At 63.8% G+C, this 23,521-nt stretch carries 22 protein-coding genes and 1 tRNA gene; 10 read left to right on the forward strand and 13 right to left on the reverse strand.

The annotated features are described in order from the left end of the window. Positions 1 to 2 precede the first annotated feature (2 nt). The 4 genes from OXH56_11685 (at position 3) to rpe (ending at position 3,919) form a co-directional block, all read left to right on the forward strand. The gene (locus OXH56_11685; GenBank protein ID MCY3555966.1) at positions 3 to 965 is read left to right on the forward strand and encodes an NADPH:quinone reductase; all 963 of its coding nucleotides are present in this window, start codon (positions 3 to 5) and stop codon (positions 963 to 965) included. Positions 966 to 991: 26 nt separating this feature from the next. Next, positions 992 to 2,128, forward strand: a complete 1,137-nt coding sequence (gene tal, locus OXH56_11690) for a transaldolase (protein ID MCY3555967.1) — start codon at positions 992 to 994, stop codon at positions 2,126 to 2,128. 94 nt (positions 2,129 to 2,222) lie between these two features. Continuing rightward, a complete protein-coding gene (gene gnd, locus OXH56_11695) occupies positions 2,223 to 3,275 on the forward strand; it encodes a decarboxylating 6-phosphogluconate dehydrogenase (GenBank protein ID MCY3555968.1) in 1,053 nt (350 codons plus the stop codon). Next, positions 3,272 to 3,919: a ribulose-phosphate 3-epimerase gene (gene rpe, locus OXH56_11700; GenBank protein ID MCY3555969.1), complete on the forward strand. Its 648-nt coding sequence runs from the start codon at positions 3,272 to 3,274 to the stop codon at positions 3,917 to 3,919. Before gnd ends, rpe begins: the two co-directional genes overlap by 4 nt. A 21-nt stretch (positions 3,920 to 3,940) precedes the next feature. Here rpe and OXH56_11705 read toward each other — a convergent pair whose 3' ends face one another. Beyond that, positions 3,941 to 5,326: an MATE family efflux transporter gene (locus OXH56_11705; protein ID MCY3555970.1), complete on the reverse strand. Its 1,386-nt coding sequence runs from the start codon at positions 5,324 to 5,326 to the stop codon at positions 3,941 to 3,943. Between the two features lie 208 nt (positions 5,327 to 5,534). Between OXH56_11705 and OXH56_11710 the strand changes: the two genes are divergently transcribed. Continuing rightward, complete coding sequence (locus OXH56_11710) at positions 5,535 to 6,821, forward strand: ABC transporter substrate-binding protein (GenBank protein ID MCY3555971.1); 1,287 nt, start codon at positions 5,535 to 5,537, stop codon at positions 6,819 to 6,821. Positions 6,822 to 6,949: 128 nt separating this feature from the next. Here OXH56_11710 and OXH56_11715 read toward each other — a convergent pair. The 4 genes from OXH56_11715 to OXH56_11730 all read right to left on the reverse strand — a co-directional run bounded on the left by OXH56_11715 (position 6,950) and on the right by OXH56_11730 (position 10,137). After that, positions 6,950 to 7,024, reverse strand: a tRNA-Glu gene (locus OXH56_11715). 57 nt (positions 7,025 to 7,081) lie between these two features. After that, entirely contained in the window at positions 7,082 to 8,323 is a 1,242-nt protein-coding gene (locus OXH56_11720; GenBank protein ID MCY3555972.1) for a Gfo/Idh/MocA family oxidoreductase, read from the reverse strand. A gap of 41 nt (positions 8,324 to 8,364) precedes the next feature. Beyond that, complete coding sequence (locus OXH56_11725) at positions 8,365 to 9,069, reverse strand: HAD-IA family hydrolase (protein ID MCY3555973.1); 705 nt, start codon at positions 9,067 to 9,069, stop codon at positions 8,365 to 8,367. Between the two features lie 57 nt (positions 9,070 to 9,126). Beyond that, positions 9,127 to 10,137 carry a C-terminal binding protein gene (locus OXH56_11730; protein MCY3555974.1) on the reverse strand — a complete coding sequence of 337 codons (1,011 nt, stop codon included), beginning with the start codon at positions 10,135 to 10,137 and terminating at the stop codon, positions 9,127 to 9,129. Between the two features lie 345 nt (positions 10,138 to 10,482). Between OXH56_11730 and OXH56_11735 the strand changes: the two genes are divergently transcribed. Genes OXH56_11735 through OXH56_11755 form a run of 5 tightly spaced genes read left to right on the forward strand, consistent with a single transcriptional unit; the run spans position 10,483 to position 16,508 of the window. Continuing rightward, positions 10,483 to 11,751: a dipeptidase gene (locus OXH56_11735; GenBank protein ID MCY3555975.1), complete on the forward strand. Its 1,269-nt coding sequence runs from the start codon at positions 10,483 to 10,485 to the stop codon at positions 11,749 to 11,751. A gap of 3 nt (positions 11,752 to 11,754) precedes the next feature. Further along, on the forward strand, positions 11,755 to 12,507 hold the full coding sequence (gene larB, locus OXH56_11740; protein MCY3555976.1) for a nickel pincer cofactor biosynthesis protein LarB: 753 nt from the start codon (positions 11,755 to 11,757) through the stop codon (positions 12,505 to 12,507). Positions 12,508 to 12,520: 13 nt separating this feature from the next. Beyond that, complete coding sequence (locus OXH56_11745; protein ID MCY3555977.1) at positions 12,521 to 13,732, forward strand: DUF111 family protein; 1,212 nt, start codon at positions 12,521 to 12,523, stop codon at positions 13,730 to 13,732. Continuing rightward, a complete protein-coding gene (locus tag OXH56_11750) occupies positions 13,729 to 15,621 on the forward strand; it encodes an energy-coupling factor transporter ATPase (GenBank protein MCY3555978.1) in 1,893 nt (630 codons plus the stop codon). The genes OXH56_11745 and OXH56_11750 overlap by 4 nt, the downstream gene beginning before the upstream one ends. After that, positions 15,615 to 16,508, forward strand: coding sequence for an amidohydrolase family protein (locus OXH56_11755; protein ID MCY3555979.1), 894 nt, complete (start codon positions 15,615 to 15,617; stop codon positions 16,506 to 16,508). Before OXH56_11750 ends, OXH56_11755 begins: the two co-directional genes overlap by 7 nt. A gap of 63 nt (positions 16,509 to 16,571) precedes the next feature. Here the strand turns inward: OXH56_11755 and pal (OXH56_11760) are convergent, their stop codons facing one another. From pal (OXH56_11760) to OXH56_11795, 8 genes are all read right to left on the reverse strand, one after another. Further along, the gene (pal, locus tag OXH56_11760; protein ID MCY3555980.1) at positions 16,572 to 17,225 is read right to left on the reverse strand and encodes a peptidoglycan-associated lipoprotein Pal; all 654 of its coding nucleotides are present in this window, start codon (positions 17,223 to 17,225) and stop codon (positions 16,572 to 16,574) included. A gap of 267 nt (positions 17,226 to 17,492) precedes the next feature. After that, entirely contained in the window at positions 17,493 to 18,134 is a 642-nt protein-coding gene (pal, locus tag OXH56_11765; protein MCY3555981.1) for a peptidoglycan-associated lipoprotein Pal, read from the reverse strand. A gap of 163 nt (positions 18,135 to 18,297) precedes the next feature. Next, on the reverse strand, positions 18,298 to 19,101 hold the full coding sequence (gene ybgF / locus OXH56_11770; protein MCY3555982.1) for a tol-pal system protein YbgF: 804 nt from the start codon (positions 19,099 to 19,101) through the stop codon (positions 18,298 to 18,300). A 57-nt stretch (positions 19,102 to 19,158) separates the two neighbouring features. After that, the gene (locus tag OXH56_11775; GenBank protein ID MCY3555983.1) at positions 19,159 to 20,580 is read right to left on the reverse strand and encodes a hypothetical protein; all 1,422 of its coding nucleotides are present in this window, start codon (positions 20,578 to 20,580) and stop codon (positions 19,159 to 19,161) included. Between the two features lie 106 nt (positions 20,581 to 20,686). Continuing rightward, entirely contained in the window at positions 20,687 to 21,310 is a 624-nt protein-coding gene (locus OXH56_11780) for an energy transducer TonB (protein ID MCY3555984.1), read from the reverse strand. Then, the gene (locus OXH56_11785; protein ID MCY3555985.1) at positions 21,310 to 21,729 is read right to left on the reverse strand and encodes a biopolymer transporter ExbD; all 420 of its coding nucleotides are present in this window, start codon (positions 21,727 to 21,729) and stop codon (positions 21,310 to 21,312) included. The genes OXH56_11780 and OXH56_11785 overlap by 1 nt, the downstream gene beginning before the upstream one ends. Next, positions 21,726 to 22,433 carry a MotA/TolQ/ExbB proton channel family protein gene (locus OXH56_11790; GenBank protein ID MCY3555986.1) on the reverse strand — a complete coding sequence of 236 codons (708 nt, stop codon included), beginning with the start codon at positions 22,431 to 22,433 and terminating at the stop codon, positions 21,726 to 21,728. Before OXH56_11790 ends, OXH56_11785 begins: the two co-directional genes overlap by 4 nt. 110 nt (positions 22,434 to 22,543) lie before the next feature. Beyond that, positions 22,544 to 23,518 carry a zinc-binding dehydrogenase gene (locus OXH56_11795; protein MCY3555987.1) on the reverse strand — a complete coding sequence of 325 codons (975 nt, stop codon included), beginning with the start codon at positions 23,516 to 23,518 and terminating at the stop codon, positions 22,544 to 22,546. Between the last annotated feature and the right edge of the window lie 3 nt (positions 23,519 to 23,521).

Genomic DNA, 23,521 nt, shown 5'->3' on the forward strand with positions numbered 1-23,521 from the left:
AAATGGAAGCGATACGCATTCACGAATTCGGCGGTCCCGAGGTAATGAATGTCGAAACCGGCACGGATCTGCAGGCTGGCCCCGGACAGATCCTGGTCGACATACGGGCCGCCGGCGTGAACCCGGTCGACACCTATATCCGGGCGGGCACCTATGCCATGAAACCCGACCTTCCCTTCACGCCGGGCATGGACGGCGCCGGAACGGTAGCCGAAGTGGGCGACGACGCGGCCCATGTTTCCGTCGGAGACCGGGTGTACCTGGCCGGTACTCTTACCGGTTCCTATGCGTCGCAGGCCCTGTGCTCGCCCGACCAGGTGTATCCACTGCCAGGCAATGTTTCCTTCATGCAGGGCGCGGGGATCTACGTCCCCTACGCGACGGCGTGGCGAGGGCTGTTCCAGCGCGCCGGGGGAAAGCCGGGCGAGACCGTCCTGGTGCACGGCGCGAGCGGAGGCGTAGGGATCGCGGCCGTACAGATGGCCCGGGCCGCGGGCATGACCGTCATCGGTACCGCCGGATCTGAACAGGGCGCCGCGCTGGTGGAGGAACAGGGCGCCCATCACGTGGTGGACCACAACGTTCCCGGCTATACGGACAAGATCATGGAACTCACCGGCGGCCTGGGGGTCGAAGTGATCATGGAAATGCTGGCCAACGTCAACCTGGACAAGGACCTGAACATGCTGGCCTATGGCGGCCGGGTCGTGGTCATCGGCAACCGGGGCGTCATCGAAATCAATCCGCGGGACGCCATGGCGCGGGACGCCAGTATCCTCGGCATGGTCCTGCTGCTGGCGTCTCCTGAGGATCTGGTCGGTATCCACGCCGGATTGTACGCCGGACTGCAAAACGGTACGCTCAAGCCGGTGGTCGGTAAGGAATTCCCGCTCGAAGACGCGGCGCAGGGCCATACCGCCGTCATGGAACCCGGCGCCTATGGCAAGATCGTACTGATCCCCTGAGTCCGCGGTTGGTAAAGGAATCCGACATGGCAAATCCGCTTCTCCAGCTCGAACGTCACGGCCAGAGTTTCTGGCTGGACAGCATCAGCCGGGAACTGATGTACTCCGGCCGGTTGAGGAAACTGATCGAGGAAGACGGCCTGAAAGGCATGACCTCGAACCCGGCCATCTTCGAGAAGGCCATCGCGGGAAGTACGGACTACGACGCCGATATCGAGCGGCTTGCGGCGGCGAGCCGGACCGCCCTTGAGATCTACGAGGCCCTGGCCATATCGGACATCCGGGAAGCTGCCGACCACCTGGCCGGCGTATACGAAGCGACCGGCGGCGCCGACGGCTTCGTGAGCCTGGAAGTGTCCCCGGAACTGGCGGACGACACCGCGGGTACGATCGAGGAGGCCAGGCGGCTGTGGAAGGCCGTGGACCGCCCGAACGTCATGATCAAGGTGCCGGCTACGGAGGCCGGCGTACCGGCCGTGCGTCAACTGATCGGCGAGGGGTTGAACATCAACGTGACGCTGATGTTCTCGCGGGCAGTTTACGAGGCCGTGGCCGACGCCTATATCAGCGGGTTGGAGGACCGTCTTGCCGCGGGCGGAGACATCAGCGGCATAGCGAGCGTATCCAGCTTCTTCATCAGCCGAATCGACACACTCGTCGACACGTTGCTGGCCGAACGGGCGGAACGGGCCGGCGATCCCGGTGTACGTGCCGCGATCCTGGACCTGACCGGCAAGACCGCCATCGCAAACGGCAAGACGACCTACCAGCGGTACAAGACGATTTTCGCGTCACAGCGCTGGTCCGCGCTGGCCGAACGGGGCGCGAGGAAGCAGCGGCTGCTGTGGGCCAGCACGAGCACCAAGAACCCCGATTACCGGGACGTGCTGTACGTCGAGGAACTGATCGGGGAGAACACCATCAATACCCTGCCCGATGAAACGCTCGGTGCTTTCCGCGATCACGGGCGCCTGGCCGATACACTCGAGGCCGATATTGACGAAGCCCGGTCGATCATGGCCGGTGTGGAGAAAACCGGGATTTCGATGGAGCGGGTCGCGGAGCAACTCGTCGAAGAAGGGGTGCGGAAATTCGTGGATCCCTTCGTGAAGCTGATCGGCGCCATCGAACGGAAACGGCCGCAGCCGGTCCGCCTTGCGTGACCTGACCGGCGGACCGGTCGAGACGGACATACGGACTTTCCAGGGTGGGCCGGACCGGGCGGACCGCACTTTCTCCGGGTCCGGGGAGCATCGCATGCAACTGGGCATGGTCGGACTTGGCCGGATGGGCGGCAACATGACGCGGCGGCTGTTGCGCGGCGGTCACGAAGTCGTCGTGTACGACCACAGCAGCGAAGCGGTCGGCCTGGCGGAGCAAGCCGGCGCCTCGGGCGCTTCGACGCTCCACGGTCTCGTAACCGCGCTCCGCCCGCCGCGGTCGGTCTGGGTCATGGTCCCGGCCGGCGACGCCACGGAACGGGCCGTCGACGAACTGTCCGGACTGTTGTCTCCGGGCGATACCGTCATCGACGGCGGGAACACCTACTTCAAAGACGACGTGGCCCGCGCGGAGCGGCTGTCCGCCAGGGGCCTGCACTATGTCGACGTGGGTACGAGCGGCGGCGTCTGGGGTCTCGAGCGGGGGTATTGCATGACTATCGGGGGACCTGCGGAGATCGTCGAGCGTCTCGACCCGCTGTTCGATACGCTGGCGCCCGGCCCCGGACCGGACACCGGGCAAGGTTCCGGACAGGACGCCGGGCAGGACGCCGGCGCCGCGTCGGATCCAACCGGCGCACCGGATTCTACCGGCACGCCCCCATCCACGGCCCGCAGGGGCTACGTGCACGTGGGACCTGCCGGCGCCGGGCACTTCGTCAAGATGATCCACAACGGTATCGAATACGGCATGATGCAGGCCTTTGCCGAGGGGCTGGAAATCCTGCGCGAGTCGGGTTCCGACCGCGTGGACCCGCGCCATCGGTACGATCTGGACCTGCACGACATCGCCGAAGTCTGGCGCCACGGAAGCGTGGTCAGTTCCTGGCTGCTCGACCTCCTGGAGATCGCGTTGCGGGAAGACCGTGACCTGTCCGCTTACTCCGGTTACGTGCAGGACTCCGGGGAGGGCCGGTGGACGGTGCAGACGGCCATCGAGGAAGACGTGCCCGCCCACGTGCTCACGGCTTCGCTCTTCACGCGGTTCCAGTCGCGGCAGGAGCAATCCTACGCCATGCGGGTGCTTTCCGCCCTGCGCCACCAGTTCGGCGGCCACGTGGAGCAGCAGAAAACCGGGGGAGGGCCATGATCCAGATCGCTCCATCCATCCTGTCGGCGGATTTCACCCGCCTGGCCGATGAGGTGCGGACCGTGGAGCGCGCGGGCGCGGACCGGATTCACATCGACGTCATGGACGGCCGGTTCGTCCCGAATATCTCCATGGGACCCTTTATCGTGGAGGCCATCGACTCGCTGACGGAGCTGCCGCTGGAAGCCCACCTGATGATCGAGGAACCTGACCGGTACATCGACGCCTTCATGGAAGCCGGGGCCGACGTGATCATCGTGCACCAGGAGAATACGGCCCACCTGCACCGCGTGGTTCAGTCTGTCCGGGAGCGTGGCAAACAGGCCGGGGTCGCCCTGAACCCGGCCACGCCCGCCCAGGCCCTCGACGGGATCATCGACGAACTCGATCTCGTCCTGGTCATGTCCGTCAACCCGGGGTTTTCGGGACAGCGGTTCATCCCGTCCGTCCTGCCGAAGATCCGTGAGATTCGAAGGACCCTGACGGACCGGGAGATCGCGTGCGACCTGGAGGTGGACGGCGGCGTGAACGCCGATACCGCGCCGGACGTGGTGTCGGCGGGTGCGAACGTCCTGGTGGCCGCCACGGCCGTGTTCAAGCATCCGGACGGCGCCGCCGAAGGCATCAGGACGCTGCGCGGCTAAGACTTACCTTCCGCATTACCCTCAGACCACTGCCCTTTTCCAGGTCCCCTTGAAGAAGCGCCTGAGCGTGAGCAGGCCCTGCAATATGGCTGCGGCCAACCAGGCGATCCAGATGCCCGTTACGTCCAGTCCGAGCGGGAAGGCGAGGACGTATGAAAACACGAGCATGATGCCCCACTGGGAGAAGAGCGTGTAGTACAGGGACGGACGGGTCTCGCCGCCGCCGGCCAGCACGCCGCTGGCCACGATGGACAGGGCGGAAAAGATCTGGGCGATGGCGAAGAAACGCAACATGACCGAACTGATGCCCAGGACCGTCTCGTCAGCCGTGAATACAGCCGCGATCCCCTGGGCGAAAATCCAGATCATGGCCGAACCGGCCCCGATCACGATCATGCAGAGCAGGATCGTCTGCCCGCCGTATTGCTCGGCCGACCGGATCTGCCGGCCTCCAAGCCGCTGTCCGACCAGGGAGTTCGCCGCGACCGAGAAGGCCAGGGCGGGCATAATCGCGAAGAGGCGTATCTGGAAACCCACCGTCAGGGCCGCAATGGCGGCCGTGGGACGGCTTACGCCCGATATGACGCGGTACAGTAGCACGCGCGCGCCGTTGCGGAAGAAGCCGGACGCACCGGAGGGCAGGCCGATGTCGAGCATGCGCGACATGATGTTCCAGTCCGGTTTGATACGCCAGTTCCTCGAGAGACGCACCTGGTCGTTGCCCCGGACCAGGATCGCCAGGCCGATGACGCATCCCGCCAGCCGGGAGATGATCATGCCCACGGCCGCGCCGGCCACGCCGAGTGCGGGAACTATCCCGGCGCCGAAGATGAACGCGTAGGAGGTCACGCATTTCACAATGATGACGATGACGGAGATCTTCAGCGGTGTGCGGGTGTCGCCCACGCCGCCGAAGATGGCGCTCATCACGTAGTTGAGAATCATGAAGAGCATGCCGGCGAAGTAGAGTCTCAGGAAGAAGATGCCATGGGTAACGACCTCTTCCGGGGCACCGAGCAGGACCAGCGCGGGGCGCGTGAGCACGATACTTATGGCCGCAAGACCCACGGCCATGTAAGTGCCCATCAGGATCGCCTGCTGGCCGGTCCGGCTTACATCGCCGTGCCTGCCCGCCCCGTAGTACTGGGCCACCAGCGTCCGCGTCCCCCCGGTGATCGAAATGGCCATGACCATGACGATGAATACGATCTGCCGGCTCATGCCGATGGCGGAAATCGCCGCGGGACCCAGGAATCCCACGAAGTAGATGTCTACAAGACCTTCTGTGGCGTCGATCAGCGATGCGACAACGACGGGCCAGGCAATGGCCCAGACGTGACGGAGGACCTGGGCAGGCGGGACCTCGTTGTCAGCCGGTTTCGGGGAATCGGCGGTATGGTCGGGCATGGGTTTGAATGTATTCCGCCGGCGGCGAACCGGCAAGGCAATTAAGCCGGTGTCCGATGCTACTCAAATTGTTGATGGTGCGAAAGATAAGAAAAGGGATGACAGCGTAAACGGTACGCAGTATATCTACATTGTCACGGATTCGAAACCCGCAACCGGACATGGGAATACCCGATGGAATGCGCTAGAATGCGCGGGAGGCATGAAGATGCGTGGAATGCGAGGATCGATCTTCTCCTGGGGGCCCTGGCTTTCGATCGTCCTGATGATCACCTTCCTGTCGTCGTGCGGCAGTGACGACCCGGTATCGCCCGAGCCGCCGGAACCGCCGGAGCCGGTCGATCAGCCCGCGCTGAAAATCGGGCTGTTGATCGATCTGTCTGAAGGTGGTTCGGAACACGGCGTCCTTATGCGTCAGGGATTCGAAATGGCGATCGAGCATGTCAACGAGGTAGGTGTGCTCGGGGAACCGGTCGAGGGCCTGGTGGCCGATACGGAGTTGGACGCCGAAACCGCGGTATCCGAGGCGATGGACCTTATCGAAAAGGAGGGCGTCCACGCGATCGTAGGCGCCTGGGCGAGTTCCTCGACGCTTGCCATCGTGGACGAAGTGGTCGCGGATGCCGGCATTCCAATGATCTCTCCAGCCTCTTCTTCTCCCATGCTCACGAATGCCGCGGACAACGATTTCCTGTTTCGCACCACCCTGTCCGACCTCGACCAGGGGCCGGTCCTCGCGAAGATCACACTGGAATTGGGATACGGAAACGTGGGCATGATTTACCGGGACGACGTCTGGGGCCGGGGCATCGCGGACGCATTCGAGAATGCCTGGGAAGGCAAGCTCATCCGGGTCGCGGCGGATCCCGAAAAGACGACCCTCGTGGAGGAGCTTAGAGAAAGCAAGGGCGTCCTTGAAGACACGCAGGCACTGATCGTCCTTGCCTTTCAACCTCAGCAGGAAACCATCGTGCGCGAAGCGCTGGACCTCGGCCTCTACGATGTTTTTGTCTTCGGCCCCACTGGTCGCAGCCTGGACCTGATCCGATCCATCGGTCCCGAGCACCTTGCCGGAATGATCGGTACATCGCCCGGTTCCGCGCAGGACACGCCTTCGGCGATCGCCTGGGAGGACGGGTATAAAAGCGCTTTCGGCAGCAACCCTCCGCCTTTCCCCTACGTAAAACAGACCTATGACGCGACCGTGGCGCTGGCATTGGCGACCCAGGCGGCAGGCAGGCTGGAGGGCGCGGCCATCCGGGACCAGCTGCGAACGATCGGGAAACCGCCCGGCGAACTCGTGATTGCCGAGGTGAGCAGCATCGCGAACGGGTTGCGCGTCCTGGGAGAAGGCGGCGCAATCAACTACGAAGGCGCGGCCATGCCCTTGGACTGGGACGAGAACGGCGATCTTGCCACGGGTTTCGTCGCGGTCTGGCAATTCACCCCGGCCGGGACCATCGAAGTCATCCGGGTCGTTCCCTTCGACCATTAAACCGGCTGCCGGACGGCACGGAATGCATGAACCGGACGGCACGGAATGCATGAACCGGTCAGCACATAATGCAAAAAAGGGGACTGCGCATGCACGCAACCCCCTCTGCCACTTCCGTTTAAGTGATATGACCCCAACGGGATTTGAACCCGTGTTGCCGCCGTGAAAGGGCGGTGTCCTTGGCCAGGCTAGACGATGGGGTCGCGTTCCTCCAAAGCCGTCGTAAAATACCGGACGGACCCTCGAAACGCAAGCCTTTTTTACCCTTCGTAACCCGTATCCTTCCATATGCGGCGGGCGTATGGGATGTGCTCCGGATCCGGCTCGCGACGGCCCAGAATGCTGGGCGGTGGCTGTCCCGGACCGGCATGTTCGGGCCAGGGCGACCAGTGGTCGTTCTCCCAGGTTTTCCGGGCGGCCTCGTCCCTGAAATCGGGCACGTCGAAGGGACGGCCTTCTTCCAGCGCGCTCTTCCAGGCCAGGATGCCCACCGACGACATGGCCACGCCGCGGTATACGTCCAGGAAGGGCTGCTCGCCCGAACGGATGGCCCGGGCGAAATGGAAACTGGTCCAGAAATCGCCTCCGCCGTGGCCGGCCTTGCGGGCGAGGTCGCCGTGCTCCGGCCAGTCCGGCTGGTAGACCCGTTCCGCCTCCTCCCCGGGCTCCAGGTGCCACGGCTCATGCCACACCCGCACCTCTCCCGGTCCGAAGTACCCCGGTCCCCTGGTGATCTCCATGGCGCCGCGTTCGCCGTGCAGGCGGTACCAGTTGCTGTGGCCAGGCAGGCCGAGTCCGAAGAGCCGGAAGACCGCGCCGTTGTCCATGCGGCAGAGGATGACGGACCCCGGATCACCCCTCCTGAGGGTGAGGGTGCGCTCGGGCCGGGCGATGGCCAGGGCGTTCACACCGACCGGCCGCGTGTCGGTGATATATACCAGGGGCGCGAGGGCGTGGGTGCAGTAATAAGTTGAGGGAATCCACGCCCGCCAGTGGTCGAATCCCGGCGATATGCGCAGGCTCGCGTCCCGGGACATGGGGTGGTTGTACTCTCCCTCGGCGTAGGTGACTTCGCCGATCTCTCCCTCGCGGTAGAGCCGGTGCATTTCCTGGTTAAACACGGTATAGGGATAGTTCTCGGCCAGCATGTAGATCCGGCCGGACGCCTCCACCGCGCGGCAGAGGGCAACCCCTTCGGCGAGCGTGCCGTTGCAGGCGGTCTCGCTCATGACGTGCTTGCCGGCCCGCAGGGCCTTTATGGCGAACGGCGCGTGTTCGTGGAAGTAGTTGGCCAGGACCACGGCGTCCATGTCGTGGGCGAGGAACGCGTCGTAATCGGTGTACGCGGCGACGGAAAGTTCGCCGGCCAACTCGCGCAACCGCTCCTCCCAGATATCGCACAGTGCGACGAGTTCCATGCCCACGGCGCCGGACGCGCTCTGTGCGAAGCTCTTCCCGCGTCCCACACCCACCACGCCGACGCGGATCGGTTGGTTGCTCATGGTTCGTCCTCGTTCACGACGTGTCATTCACGATGCGTCATTCATGCTATGCCCAGAAGCCCGGGGACGTCCGTCAGCTGCCGGATGGAAGGCAGACGATAGCGGCCGTACTTCTCGTACCGGTCGATGAGCAGGGCGTCCAGGCCGACGCGCTCGGCCGGCAGGATGTCCTCCTCCGGATAGTCCCCGATGTAAAGAATCCGGTCGACCGGCGCTTCCGCGCGATCTATGGCCATGCGGAATATCCGCTCGTCGGGTTTTTCACAACCCGCTTCGGCGGAAACCACGAGAAAGGAGAAATACCTGTCGAGGTCGTGCCGCTTGAGCACGTGGGAGAGGTGTTCTGACCAGTTCGACAGCACGCCGAGGCGCAAGCCACGGTCCTTCAGTTTTTCCAGCGTGGGCCGGACGTCCTCGTACACCTCGAGATACCTGCCGTCCTGAAACCGGTCGTAGTACTGCTGCAATCCGGGCACCAGGTCGCCCCCGATACCCGCCGTTTCGAAGACATGGGCGTAGAGATCGACAAAGTACCGCCGCGTCTGCTCCGGCGTGCTCATGCGGCCGTCGCGCTTGTGGAACCGGGGTTCCTCCATGGACTTCGAAAGCGCCGCCTTCACCTGGTCGAGCGTGATCGCGGCTCCGAGCTCACCCGCCGCGACAACGAAGAACTCCTCGAAAAAATCGGGGGAATCCCGGCCGATCAGCGTACCCGCCGCGTCGAAGATCACGGTATCGTAGAACATGGCGAATCCGAAAATCCGAATCCTGGCCCCATGGCGTTTCCGCCGCCGTTCACCCGCTTATTCCGCGGGCATGCCCCACTTTTCGGCGGCGAGCGGCTTCACGGCGGGGTTTACGAGACCGTCTTCGGGCCAGCGGCCGCTGAGGATGCTGACCAGTTGCCGGCCGGCTTTCTTGAAACGCTCGATGCCGCCCCGCACTGAAGCCGAAGCGTAGTGCGGCGTGAGGACCACCTGTTCCATCGACCGCAGCGGGTTGTCCGGGGCGGGCGGCTCCTGCTCCTGCACGTCCAGCCCCGCGCCGGCGAGCCAGCCTTCCCGCAGGGCCCGGATCAGCGCCTGCTCGTCCACGACCTTGCCCCGGCCCGTATTGATGAAGTAGGCGGAAGGCTTCATGTTTCGGAAGTCCTGCTCCCCGATGAGATGGTGGGTTCCCGGTCCCAGGGGCACGTGGCAGGAAACGAAGTCCGACTCCCTGAACAGCGTTTCCTGGTCCACCATGGTCACGCCCCAGGGGTCGGCATCGGCCTGCGTGACGAAGGGGTCGCAGGCGATGACGCGGAGATCGAATCCGTCGGCGATCTTCGCCATGGCCCGGCCGATGTTCCCGAAGGAAACCAGGCCCAGCGTCTGCTCATAGATCGGCTGTATCGTACCGCGGCTGACGGGGGTGCCTTCCATCATGGACCGGTTGATGATCATCAGCCGCCGGGCGCAGGCGAGCAGCAGCATCATGGCGTGCTGGGCGACTTCCCGTTCGAATACCCGCTGGATGTTGTAGACGATGATGCCCCGTTCCGTGGCCGCTTCCACGTCGATGAAATCCACGCCGATCCCGCCCGCGCCGACCACACGGATGCGTTCGGGCAGCGCTTCGACGACTTCTCTATTGTACGTGAGACCGCCCTGGGTGAACCCGTCCACTTCCCGGGCGTCCTCGAGCATTTCCTTGAGCGTGCTGTAGGGCCGGATCTTGAGCTCGGCGCCAATGGTTTTCAGTTCATCACGTATATATTGATTGGGGCCGGGGTTATCTGGATTACCGGGCGCGAGGATAGTAAAACCAGCCATGCGGACTCCTTCGGATGGGGATATCGGGTGATTGCGACCAGAGAAAAGTAAACCGGGGCGGCGGGATTGGCAATATGAGAATTCGATGGAGGTTCGATGGTGATTCGATGCGGATCCGATTCCGTCCGGACAGGTCATCGCGGACCCTGCAACCTGCGGGATTCCCCTGGCCGGAACGCCTAAATATCCCTTGCCCTGACCCGAATATCGTTAATTTTAGATGTGATTGGCTAAATGAGGACAGGATCCGCTTTTATAGGTGTTATTGCCTGCCACCACGGGAATCCAACCCGCCTCCTGATACGGACAGACACCTAACATTCATGGCTTCACCCCGGAGGAACCATGCACTCACTCGCCCTGCTGCTGACCAGTCTCTGTTTCATCGCGGTGACCGCCGCGTGCACGCCGGCGGAAGAACCTCTGCCTGAGGATCCGGTCGAACGCGCGAAGGCATTGCATGCAAAAGTCCCGCTGATCGACGGCCACAACGACCTGCCCTGGCAGATCCGCAGGAAGGCGAACCGGGACGTGTGGTCCATCGATCTCGATCGGCCCCAGCCCGATTTCCATACCGACATCCCTCGCCTGCGCGAGGGCATGGTGGGCGCGCAGTTCTGGTCGGTCTACGTACCTGTTTCCATGCAGGGCAGGGAGGCGACGCGGGCTACCATGGAAGCCATAGACATCGTGTACGAGATGATCGAGCGGTACCCGGACACGTTTCAGTTGGCCACTACGGCCGATGAAGTGGAAGCAGCCTTCGCGGCGGGCAGGATCGCGTCCATGATAGGCATCGAAGGGGGCCATTCCATCGATTCGTCCCTCGGTGCGCTTCGCATGTTCCACAAGCTGGGCGTCCGGTACATGACCCTGACCCACAGCCGCAACATACCTTGGGCTGATTCGGCCACGGACACCGTGGGGGTCGGCGGCCTTTCTGAATTCGGGAAAGAGGTGATCAGGGAGATGAACCGCCTGGGCATGCTGGCGGACCTGTCCCACGTTTCCCTGGCGACCATGGGGGACGTCCTGGACGTGACCGTGGCCCCGGTCATCTTCACCCATTCCTCGTCCTACGCCATGTGCAATCACGTGCGCAATGTCCCTGACGATGTCCTGGCGCGCCTGGCCGAAAACGGCGGCGTGATCATGGTCACCTTCGTACCGGGCTACATCTCGGAAGAAACCCGCCTGCACGGCGTGAAACGCAACGAGGAACGCGAGGCGCTCGCGGCGATGCCGGGCAGTACGGATGAATCGGTGGCGGAAGGCATAGCCGCCTGGAACGAGGCCAATCCCACGCCCCGCGCCACCGTCGCCCAGGTGGCCGACCATATCGACCACATCCGGCAGGTGATCGGCATAGACTACATCGGGATCGGCGGGGACTACGACGGCATTACCACGGTCCCGGTGGGACTGGAGGACGTCTCCACCTATCCCAATTTGACGGTCGAACTGGTCCGGCGGGGATACGCGGACGAAGACATCATGAAGATCCTCGGAGGCAACGTGCTGCGCGTGATGCGCGACGCGGAGGCAGTGGCGGCCCGCCTGCAGCAGGAGCGCCATGCTTCGGGCGCGCGCATCGAAGTCCTGGACGGTGAATAGCCCGTGAACGAATCGCAGATCAAATCGTTGCTCGAACAGGTCCGTTCGGGGGAACTGCCGGTGGACGAGGCTTCCACGCGGCTTCGATCCATGCCTTTCGAAGACCTCGGGTTCGCGCGGGTGGACCATCACAGGGCGCTGCGGTGCGGGTTCCCCGAGGTGATCTTCTGTACGGGGAAGACCGCGGAACAGGTGGCCTCGATCGCGGAGCGCATCGTCGCCTCGGGAAACGACCTGCTCGCCACGCGGGCGACCCCGGCCATGCACGAAGCCGTGACGGCGCGGTGTCCTTCGGCCGTGTACCACGAGGCGGCCCGGGCGATCGTGGTCCAGGATGACTGGCAGGACCAGGGCATCGGCGATGTCCTGGTCGTTTCGGCGGGTACGAGCGATATTTCCGTGGCCGAAGAGGCCGCGGTAACCGCCCGGGTCCTGGGCAACCGGGTCGAACGCGTTTTCGACGTGGGCGTGGCCGGCATCCACCGCCTGTTTGCCCATCGCGAGGCCATCATGAACGCGTCGGTGCTTATCGTCGTGGCGGGTATGGAAGGCGCCCTGCCCAGTGTGGTCGGGGGGATGGTCTCCAGGCCGGTGATCGCCGTGCCGACCAGTGTGGGGTATGGCGCCAGTTTCAACGGGCTGGCGGCCCTCCTGGCCATGCTGAACAGCTGTGCCTCGGGTGTCACGGTGGTGAACATCGATGGCGGGTTCAACGCCGGGTACGCGGCGGGCCTCATCAACCGGAAGCACGAATAGAACGGCGGGTCCAATGGCGGTGGCGGGGTATTTCGACCAGTTATCCGGCTTTACGGCGGACATGCTGCTCGGGGCGCTGATCGACGCGGGATCGGACCGCGAGGAGATCGCAGCGGCCTTGAAACGCCACCATGGCGTGGACTGTGAGATCAACGTCGCCACGGAGCGGGTAGACGGGACGAGGGTGACTTTCGCCTCCCTGTCCTGCGACGAAACTTCCGTTCCCGAGACCTACCGGGCCATCCCGGACGGGGGAGCGGGGACGCCGGCCGGCGCGCTCATCGGCCGGGTTACGGACCATCTCGAGCAGAACGTGAATGATCTCTGGGGGGCACAGGACCAGGCACAGGACCACACGCCGGAACACGCTCCTGGACACGCGCCGTCGGTGGAAGCACTGGGCGGCCGCAACGCGGCAATGCGTATCCTCGCCCTCTGCAACGCCCTTCATCTTCTCGGGATCGATACCCTCTTCCACGAGGCGCTCCCCTTTGCCACGGGCATCGATGCTACGCCTCCACTGCTCGCCGCCCTGATGCGGGGCGCAACCGTGCGGCCGGTAGACCACGCCCCCGTCGATCTGGCGGGATGCGCCGTTTTGACCGCGCTTTCCGCGGGATCGATGAAAAAGTCCGGTTTCACGCTGCGGTCGGTGGGCTGTAGCGGCAACGACGACGACCGTGGTGATGGAAACAGGGTGCGGCTGTGCCTGGGGGAAGTCACCCACATGGGGGAAGTCGCCCACATGGGGGAAGTCGCCCAGGTCGGCGACGGGGAGTCCGTGCAGGTCCTGGAAACACAGATCGACGATATGAATCCGCAGTTCTACGGCCATGTCCTGGACCTGCTGCTCGACGCCGGCGCGCTGGACGCCTTTCTCACGCCCGTGATCATGAAGAAGGGCAGACCGGGCGCGCTGCTCACCGTGCTGGCGCCCGCTGCACTGGCTGGCCGGCTGACCGAGGTGATTTTCTCGGAAACGACAACAATCGGCCTCAGGAGCTACCCCGTCTCCCGGAGCGTGTTGCCTCGTCGCGAGACCAGGATAGAGACCTCCTTCGGCGCGATCCGGATCAAAGTCGTTTGGCAGGGGGACGCCACGCGTTACACCCCCGAGTACGAGGACTGCCATCAGGCCGCGTTGAAGGCGGGGGTCCCGCTCGCCGTGGTATACGCGGCCGTCCACGATGCCGCCGGACGCATGGACCTGGACGATCTCCTGTGATCGTCGCCGAGGACGTATCCTTCAGCTACCATCTCCCGTCGGGGGACGAGGTTCCCACGCTGAGGGGCCTGTCCCTGGAGATCGGCGATTCCGGAAGCCTGGCCGTGATCGGACCCAACGGTTCGGGCAAGAGCACACTCGCCCGTTGCCTCAACGGGTTGATCGTGCCCCGGTCCGGCCGGGTCCTTGTGGACGGTCTGGACACGGCGGATCCGGTGAACAAATGGCCGGTCCACCAACGGGCCGGCATGATCTTCCAGAACCCGGACAATCAACTGGTCTCCACCACGGTGGAACGGGAATTGGCCTTCGGCCTGGAGAACCTCGGTCTGCCTTCCCCGGAGATCCACGACCGCGTCGGGTGGGCCTTAAGCCGATTCAACCTGGAGAAGTACCGCCGATATCCTCCCCACAGGCTGTCCGGCGGCGAGAAACAACGTCTGGCTATCGCCGCCGTGGCGTCCATGCGGCCCCGATACCTCATTTGCGACGAGCCCACCTCGTCACTGGACCCGGGCGACCGGCAGGACATTCTCGACCTGCTCCTGTCGATCGTCGAGGAATATCGGTTAAGCGTGGTCTTCATTTCGCAGTCGCCGGAGGAAGCCGTCCGGATGGACCGTATCGCGCTGGTGGTGGACGGGAACGTCGCCGTCGAGGGAACGCCGGAGGAGGTATACCGGGAATCCGACCGGCTCGCGGCGCACGGGCTCGACGCGCCGCTGGCCAAACGGCTGGCGGACGCCCTGCGCACGCGCGGCGTTGCGGTGCCGGCCAGCATCGTCCATACGGCGCCCCTGGTGCAGTGGCTTGCCGACAGGGCGCCCGGGTCGCACAGTGCGCTCGATTCGCCCGGAGGGCCCGAGTCGCCGGCGACCCTCCGGCAGGACGGCTCGCTACCGGGCGATGTCCGTCCGGCATTGTCGGCGCCGAATGCGAATCCCGCTATGTCACCGTCCACGCCGCCCACCATCGCATTCGACCGGGTGAGCCATACCTACTCTCCCGGCACGAACCTGGAGATCCCCGCGTTGCGCGAAGTGAACGTACAGGTGCTTCCCGGGGAGTGCGTCGCGCTGACCGGGCCGAACGGATCGGGAAAATCCACGATGATTCAGCACCTCAACCGCCTGTTGAAGGCGGATTCGGGTACGGTTCGCGTCGAGGGGGAGGATGTGTCGTCAGCGGAGACCGACCTGCGGAAGCTGCGTCAGAAGGTGGGACTGGTTTTCCAGTTTCCCGAGGCCCAGTTGTTCGAGGAAACCGTGTTCGATGACGTGGCCTTCGGTCCCCGGCAGACGGGTGTTTCGGCATCAGAAATCCCGGAACTGGTCAACCGGGCGCTCGAACAAGTCGGCCTGGACCCCGGCCGGTTTTCACACCGGCATCCCCTGTCGCTGAGCGGCGGTGAGAAACGCCGGGCTGCCATCGCCGGGATCCTGTCCATGGCGCCTTCCGTCCTCGCGCTCGACGAGCCCACGTCCGGACTCGATCCGCAAAGTATACGCCAGGTCGAGGCGATTTTCAGGGACTGCAAGTCGAAGGGGACGACCCTCTTCCTGATCACTCATGACATGGACCTGATCTCCCGGCTGGCGGACCGGATCCTGGTCATGGAAAACGGCGGTATCACGGCGGATACCACGCCGGTCCGCCTGTTCGCCCGAAAGGACGGCGACAACGCGCGGCCTCGGGGACGGTCCGGGCGGTCCGGAGCGTCAGGTCAGCAGGGACGGCCCGGGCTGTGCGACCTGCTGGCCGCGGTCGACGATGCCGGGATCCCCGTCGATCCCGCCTGTTTCGACCTGGAAGAAGCCGCGGACATGATCCGCGCGAGCGTATTCGACGACAACTTTCACGCCACCCCCGGGGAAGGCCATCCATGCTAGTCGACATCCATACCAACCTGATGTGGTATCCTGACCATATGTCCGATGAGTTCGTGGAATTCGCCTACGCCGCCAAGAAGGCCAAGATGAGGCTGTCCGAGGACGTCTACTTCGCCGGCCACGAGGACCGGTACAAGAATGCTTTCGATTCCACGCCCGAAACGCTGCTGAAGGCAACCGAAGACTGCGACAAGGTGGTGGTGTTCGGGCTGAAGGCGCCCTACTGCGGGATGGACGTGCCCCAGGAGCTCGTGGCCGGCTTCGTGGCGGAACACGCGGACCGGTTCATCGGCTGGTGTTCCGTCGACCCGAACGACGAAGACGCCGTCGAACAGCTCGAATACAACGTCGACGTACTCGGCCTGCGCGGGCTGAAGGTCGCGCCGATCTACCAGCACTTCGACCCGCAGGACCCGGTCCATCTTCCCCTGTTCAAGAAGGCGGAAGCGTTGGACATCCCCGTGATCTGGCACCAGGGCACTTCCTTCGTGCGGCCGGGACCCCTCAAGTGGGCCAATCCGATCCAGCTGGAGGACATCGCGGTGGCCTGCCCGGACCTTCGGATGATGATCGCCCACATGGGGCACCCGTGGGAGGACGAATGCGTGGTGCTGATCCGGAAGCATCCGAATCTATACGCGGACATATCGGCCCTGCACTACCGTCCGCTTCGCCATTACATGGCCTTCATGTCCGCCCTGGAGTACGGCGTGGAGCACAAGCTGATCTTCGGTTCCGACTTTCCTTCCGCCACGCCGGCGCAGGTCATAGCGGGCCAGTGGAAGGTGAACGACGTCGTACGGAACACGTCCCTGCCCGTATTTCCGGAAGAGGCCATCCACAACATGATTTATGAAAACTGGAAACCGTTTCTCGGGGAGCCCTAAAAAAAACAGGGGCGACCTCTATGGCCGCCCCTTTCCTGTAATGGTACGGGTGATGCGGGAAACCTACTGGCGCCTCAGATCCACGCGCCGGTTCTGCGCCAGCGCGCTTTCATCACTGCCCGTGACCGACTGCCGCTCTTCACCGTAACTGACAGTCTCGATGCGGTCTTCCGCCACGCCGGCATCCACGAGGTACGCCTTGACCGCCTCGGCGCGACGTTCACCCAGCGCCAGGTTGTATTCGATCGTGCCCCGTTCATCGGTATGGCCTTCGACCACCACCCTGTCTTCCGGTTGGTACTCCCGCAGCTTGCGGGCGTTCTCATCCAGGACCGAACGCTGGTCCTCCCGGACGTCCGACCGGTCGTAGTCGAAGTAGATGGTAGCCAGGGACATCATCTCCTGGTGCAGGGCCTCGGCCTCGGCCGCCCTTCGGGCTTCCTCTTCGGCCATGCGCCGGGCTTCTTCCTCGGCCGCCAGACGGGCTTCCTCTTCGGCTATGCGCCGGGCTTCCGCCTCGGCCGCCAGGCGGGCTTCCTCTTCAGCCTGTACCGCCCTGATCGAATCCGCGATCGCCTGTTGACGCGCCGCCTCCATCGCGGCCAGTTCCTCCGCGGAAGGTCCCCGGGTAACGGCGCAGCAAGCGCCCATCCACACGGGAGCGGCGACCAGCACACAGAGCGCCAGTACCGATGCCGTATTGCTCCATCGCTTCATGCAGAACTCCTTCCCCATAAGTTGGCGTTTACATCCTGTATGGATCCGGCCGGTCTGGCCCTTTTACGCTTAACATCTGTTTCATCCTGAGCGGCAAAGTATATTGATTTCCGCTTCATCTTTCAATGTTTTTTTACAGTAAGCCGGTCTGGCCCGTACATCCACCTGATTTATGAAAACCGGAATCCATTTCCCGGGGTCAAACGAAAAAGGGGCGACCTTGCGGCCGCCCCAGTCCTCTATCGGTACGGGTGATACCAAAAACGCCTAGTTGCGCTTCAACTCTGCGCGCCGGTTCTGCGACCAGGCACTTTCGTCGCCACCCATGACCGCCGGCTGTTCTTCACCGTAACTGACGGTTTCGATCCGGTCTTCAGCCACGCCGGCATCGGAGAGGTAGGTCTTGACCGCCTGGGCACGCTGCTCGCCCAGCGCCAGGTTGTATTCGATCGTACCCCGTTCATCGCAGTGGCCCTCGACCACCACGCTGTCTTCGGGCTGGTACTCCCGCAACTTGCGGGCGTTCTCGTCCAGGGCCGTACGCTGGTCTTCCCGGATGTTCGACATGTCGTAGTCGAAGTAGACGGTGGACAGGGACATCATCTCCTGGTGCCGGGCCTCGGCAGCCCTGCGGGCTTCCTCTTCGGCCAGGCGACGGGCTTCTTCCTCGGCCGCCAGACGGGCTTGCTCTTCGGCCAGGCGACGGGCTTCTTCCTCAGCTGCGAGGCGGGCTTCTTCCTCAGCGCGTACCGCTCTGAGCGAATCCGCTATGGCCTGTTGACGAGCGGCCTCCATCGCGGCCAGTTCCTCCGCGGACGGGCCCCTGGCACAGGCGGCACCCATCCACGCGGGAGCGGTGACCATCACACAGAGCGCCAGGATCGAATACGTGCTACGCCATCTTTTCATAAAAGCACTCCTTTCACATGGGTGCGTTACTCATCCATCACTGATTGGCAGGTGTGTGGACACCTTCTCGACCTCACCGTGTTTTCGATGCGGGGTCAAACCGGCACATCCACACTTAAAATCCCCATTTGGTTGAGAAAGTAAAGCAAAAAGTCCGTCTTCCTCAGTCTTCCGGCATCAGGTCCAGTCTCATCCTCGCGAGCTGGGCCTCCTCCGAATCGGGAAACTCACCGATTACCCGTTCCAGGAAGGACCGGGCCTCGGAAGGTTCCTTCCGGGCCACCTTTATGAAGGCGATCTTCAACAGGGTAGCCGGCACCTTGTTGCCGTCCGGATACTCGTCCAACAGCATCTCGTAGGCATCGAGCGCCTGGGTGTAGAGGCTCTGGGTATAGTAGCAGTCGCCGATATAGAACCGCGCGTCGTCGGCCAGGTCCGAATCCGGGAAGTACTCGATGTACAGGGTAAACTGCCGGACCGCCACGTCGTAGTTGCCTTGCTGGTAGTCCCTCAGCGCCAGGTCGTACAGTTCACCCGGATCGAAGGACCCGGTCTGAGCCGCGGACGTGTCCGGACCTGCCGGCGCGCTCAGCTGGACTTGCAGGCTTTCCATCCTGCGCACCAGGGCCGAAAACTGCCGGTCGCTTTCCGTGATGCGCGTGGTCAGGACCTGCAACTGGTTTTCGAGGGCGCCGACCCGCTGTCCCATGTCCGCCCGCATGCGCAGCAACTCGTCCGTCTGGTCCCGCACGAGGGCTTCCAGGCGCACGATGTGCACTTTCAGGGAGTCGATGTCCTCCTGAAGGGCGATCTCCTCGCGCATGACCTGCATCTGGGCTCGCAGGTGCGTCGTGTCGTTCTTCAGGTTGGTCAGGTCGGACTGGACGCCGCATGCGCCGGTAACGACCAGGAAGAAGATCACCGGCACCAGGCACCGGCCGTGGGGTTTCAGGTTTCTGCCTTTCATTTCCGCTCGATCCGCTCCGATTTCATTCGGGCCTGGGTCCCCGGCCCGGTTGCCGGTTCATTCGGGCCTGGGTCCCCAGCCGGGTTGCCGGTTGTTGCCTTCTGTGATAACGGGATGGACGTCGCCTCCGTTCCAGGACATCCGGTAGATATGGTACTCGCCGCTGCGGGCGCGGTCCGAACTGAAGAGAATGTGCAGTCCGTCCGGGGACCAGGTCGGGTTCACGTTGTCTCCTTCCGGCCCGCGGACGCCCGTGAGTTTCACCAGGTTGCTGCCGTTGACGTCGCAGGTGTAGATATTGAAGACCCGCCGGGGTCCTCCCCGCCTACCCGTCGCCAGATCACCGCCCACAAAGGCGATACGGTCGCCCCGGGGGGACCACGCCGGCGATCCGTTATATCCGCCCTCGAAGGTGATGCGATGGTCGTTCGAGCCATCTATATTTATAACGTACAGGTGCTTTTGAGTCAATCGGTCCGACATGTATACCACCTGGTCGCCCCGCGGTGACCAGGACGGTGAAACGTTGATCCCGTAACCGGTCGCCAGCGGTACCAGCCGGCTCCCGTTCAGCGTGCTGATGTACAGCCTGGAAACTCCCTCCGTGACCAGGCTCAGGATCAGGTGGCGGCCGGCCGGCGACCAGCGCGGCGAAAGCACCGTTCTCCCGCCGAAGGGGATCTTGCGGGTTTCCCCGCTCCGCAGGTCGAGGATATACAGTTCGTGGGGGCCGTCCCGGTAGGACGTGTAGGCGATCCTGGTGCCGTCCGGCGACCAGTTCGGCGAGTATTTCCGTGCGCCGTCCCGGGTCAGTTGTCGGAGGTTGAAACCGTCGTAATCCGATATGTACAGTTCCGGGGCGCCGCTGCGCTGGGAAACAAAGACGACGCGGGTCTGGGCGGTGCCCCGGTCCCCGGTCAGCTGGAACACGATGTCGTCGGCCATGAGATGCACGATTCTTCTCAGGGTCAGGTCGAAGGCGGCGTACCCCTTTTCCATGATCGTCCGCCGGGTGCCCAGGTCGGTAAGACGCAAGGACATTTCCACCCGGGATCCCGTTACTTCGTACGTCCCCGACACCATGACCTGCACGGACAGCTTACGCAGCAGCTCGAGGTCCACTTCTCCGGCGGCGTCCATGAACACGTAGGTGGTGTCGCCGGCGCTGCCCGTCAGCACCGGGGCGTCTTCGTCCGTTCCTACCCTGGCGGGGATGGAAAGGTCCCGCACGGCGAATACGCCGGAGAACGACAGGTCCCGCATGAGCACCTGGTTGACGGTGTCCTGCACGGCGGCGGCGAAGGCCGTTCCGTCCCGGGGGACAAAGGGCTTGAAGGCGATCGGTATGCGGGGGGAGACGCGGGCCTGCACGCTGAGATTGACCTCGTCCTGACCCGACGCCGGCTGCACGCCGAGCAGGGGCAGGACGCAGGCCGCCAGCAGGATCCTCATCGGCCAGCCACATCGCTTTTTTCTCATTTCAGGCCTTCCAAGCTGTGATCCGATCATGTCCCCGGGTTCACAGTGCGTTCGTTGCTGCTTCACAGTGCGTTCGTTGCTGCTTCACAGTGCGTTCGTTGCATGTTTACAACGCGTACTGGAAGGCGAAGTGCACGCCCAGGTAGGCCTTCCTGTAGCCTTCCGGCAGCGGCGGCAGCGGATCGGCCGCGTTCAGCGCCCGTTGCGCCGCCAGGTCGAAGACCGCGTTAGAAGACGAACGCTCCATGACGACGCCGGTAATCCGGCCGGACCGCACTACGCGGAAATAGATGACCGTCTCGAGTTGGGTGACACCGAGCATCCTGGGCACGTTGAAATGCTGCTGGATCTTCCGCTGCATCATGCCCAGGTAGTACGGGTATTCGAAGTTCCTCTCGTCCAGGCGGATTTCCGGGGAATCGGTCTCGAAGGTCTGCGGCGCTTCCGGTGCGGGGTCCGGTTCTTCGGAGACCAGGCGCGGCGTCCGTTCCAACGCCAGGTTCGCCTCCTCCTGTGGCGCGGCGGCCTCCTTCTTCGAGACGACTTCATACGCCTCGTCGACCGCGGGCGGACGTTGGACCGGCGGGCTTTCGTTCAGCGTTACGAGATCGACCCGGTAGACCTGCTGGTCCAGCGACGACGCCTGCGGGGACCACCAGGTATTCACACCGATCAACCCGGCGATCACCGCGATATGCAGGAATCCGGAAGCCCAGATCATGCGCGCCATTATCGTGAAGGCCTCAGACTGGTCGCCAGGCCAATCTGCGTTACGCCGTGCTGCTTGAGTTTATCCAGTACGCCAATGACGGCGCCGTAGGGCACCTGTTCGTCTCCGCGGATAAACACCGGCTTGTGCTGCTGATCCTCGAAAATCTCCCCGAACACCCCGTCGAACTGGGCGATTGAAAGCAGCCGGTCTTCAAGGTAGAGCGACCCTTCGCTCGTTATCGTGATGACGAGGCCCTCCCCGAGATCCGGCGCGGCCGCGCTCGACCGGGGCAGATCCACCTGGACGCCGCTCTGGATCATCGGCGTGGTGATCATGAAGATGATCAGGAGCACGGTCATGACGTCGACCAGCGCCGTGACCCTGATTTCCGAAAGGACGCGGGGCGAACCCGCGCCGTTGAAATCAAAGGAATTCATGGCCTCCCCGCGAAGTTCCGCAACTGGAGGATGTTCAGGACCGCGGTGGCCAGGTCCTCGAGTTCCAGGCCCAGTACCCGCGACCGCTGCACGAAGTAGTTGTACGCCACCATGGCCGGGATCGCCACGGCCAGGCCCGCGATCGTCGTAATCAGGGCTTCCGCGATCCCGGGCGCCACGACCACGATGTTGGTGGATCCCTGGGTACTGATGTCCAGAAAGGCGGTCATGACGCCCCACACCGTTCCGAACAGGCCGAGAAACGGGCACACGCTTCCGGCGGTGGCCAGCAGGGGAAGCCGTTGTTCGAACCGGGCCAGTTCCCGGTGGGCGGCCAGCCGCAGATCGCGATAGACGGATTCCACCAGGTCCTGGTCGACTACATTCGACCGGTCCGTCTGGTCTTCCTGACCGGCCGGAAGCGGAAACGCCGGCGCGTGCTTCTCGTATACCTCGCGGTACACCGCGGCGGCGGGACTGAACGGCCACTTCGAGGCGGCGGTGTAAACCTGGTTGTAGTTGCGCTCCGACCGGAAGAACGCGAGGAATTCCCCCGACTGCGCCTGGGCCCGGCGAAAGTACCGCCAGCGCTCCGCCATGATCGCCCACGTAACGATGGAGAACATCAGGAGAACGACAATGACGGTCTTGGCGACGGCGCCCGAATCCAGAATCAGATTCAGGATACTGATTTCCGATGACAAAGTGCGTTCAAATCCTTTCGGCAGATCTCATGGTCCATTACCGGCGGCTTGAAGTTGGAACACGGAAGCGTGCGTGTCAAGCACTACAGGCCGCTGGACCCGGTCGGTCCCTACCCCCAAATCAGCGCGACTTCGACCACCAGGTCAGGATGGCCGTTGATCAGTTCGAGGGCTTCGGCGGCGCGGTGTGCGGGGAATACGTGGGTCAGCAGGGGACGCAGCCTGACGGCGCCGATGCCCACGAGTTTCAGCCCCCGGTCCACCAGGTAGGGGGTTTCGAAGGGCTGTTCGCGGCCCATGATCAGCTGCAGGGATCGCTCCGACCATTCCCGCATGTCGATGGATACGGTGTGGGTATCGGCTTTCAGGACGACGAGCTTCCCGCCCGGCCGCAGCACGTCCGCGCACTGGGCAAAGGACGTCCCGTTGCCGGCACATTCAAGGCTGACGTCCGCACCCTGGCCGGCGGTCCGGTCCATGACACGCCGATGGACGTCCTCCGTGGAGGCATTGATCAGGGTGTCCGCGCCGGTATCCGCCGCCCGCTGCAGACGTTTCGCGTGCAGGTCCGACACGATCACGGCCGCGGCGCCCGATATGGACGCCACCTGCGTGCCCAGCAACCCGGTGGTCCCAGCGCCGCTTACGAAAACGGTGCTGCCCTCCACCCCGGCCCGTTCCATGCCCTTGAGCACCGTCGGCATAAGGCCGGCGATGGCGCCTTCTTCGTAACTGACGCCCTGCGGCAACTTTACGGCCTGGTTCGCCGGCACGCTGCGATACTCCGAAAAGCCGCCGTCGGTGTGACAGGCAACGACCCGGTCGCCCCGGCCGAGTGAATCCACGCGCCCGCCGGGCATATCCACAAGCCGACCGGTGGACTCGATAATGCCCGTGAAGCTCCGGCTGATGGCTCCGTGGGCGCCGTTGGCGGTGGATGACGGATCGGCCCCGCTATCCACGGCACTCCGGCGCGACAGCACGCATGCCCGCACCTTGACCAGTACGTCCTCGTCGTTGCAGGCGGGTACGGGTCCGCTGGATACCTCGGGTTTGCCCTCCGCATCCAGCGTCAGTGTTTGCATGGC

This window comes from Gemmatimonadota bacterium, assembly GCA_026702745.1.
Lineage (GTDB): Bacteria > JAAXHH01 > JAAXHH01 > JAAXHH01 > JAAXHH01 > JAAXHH01.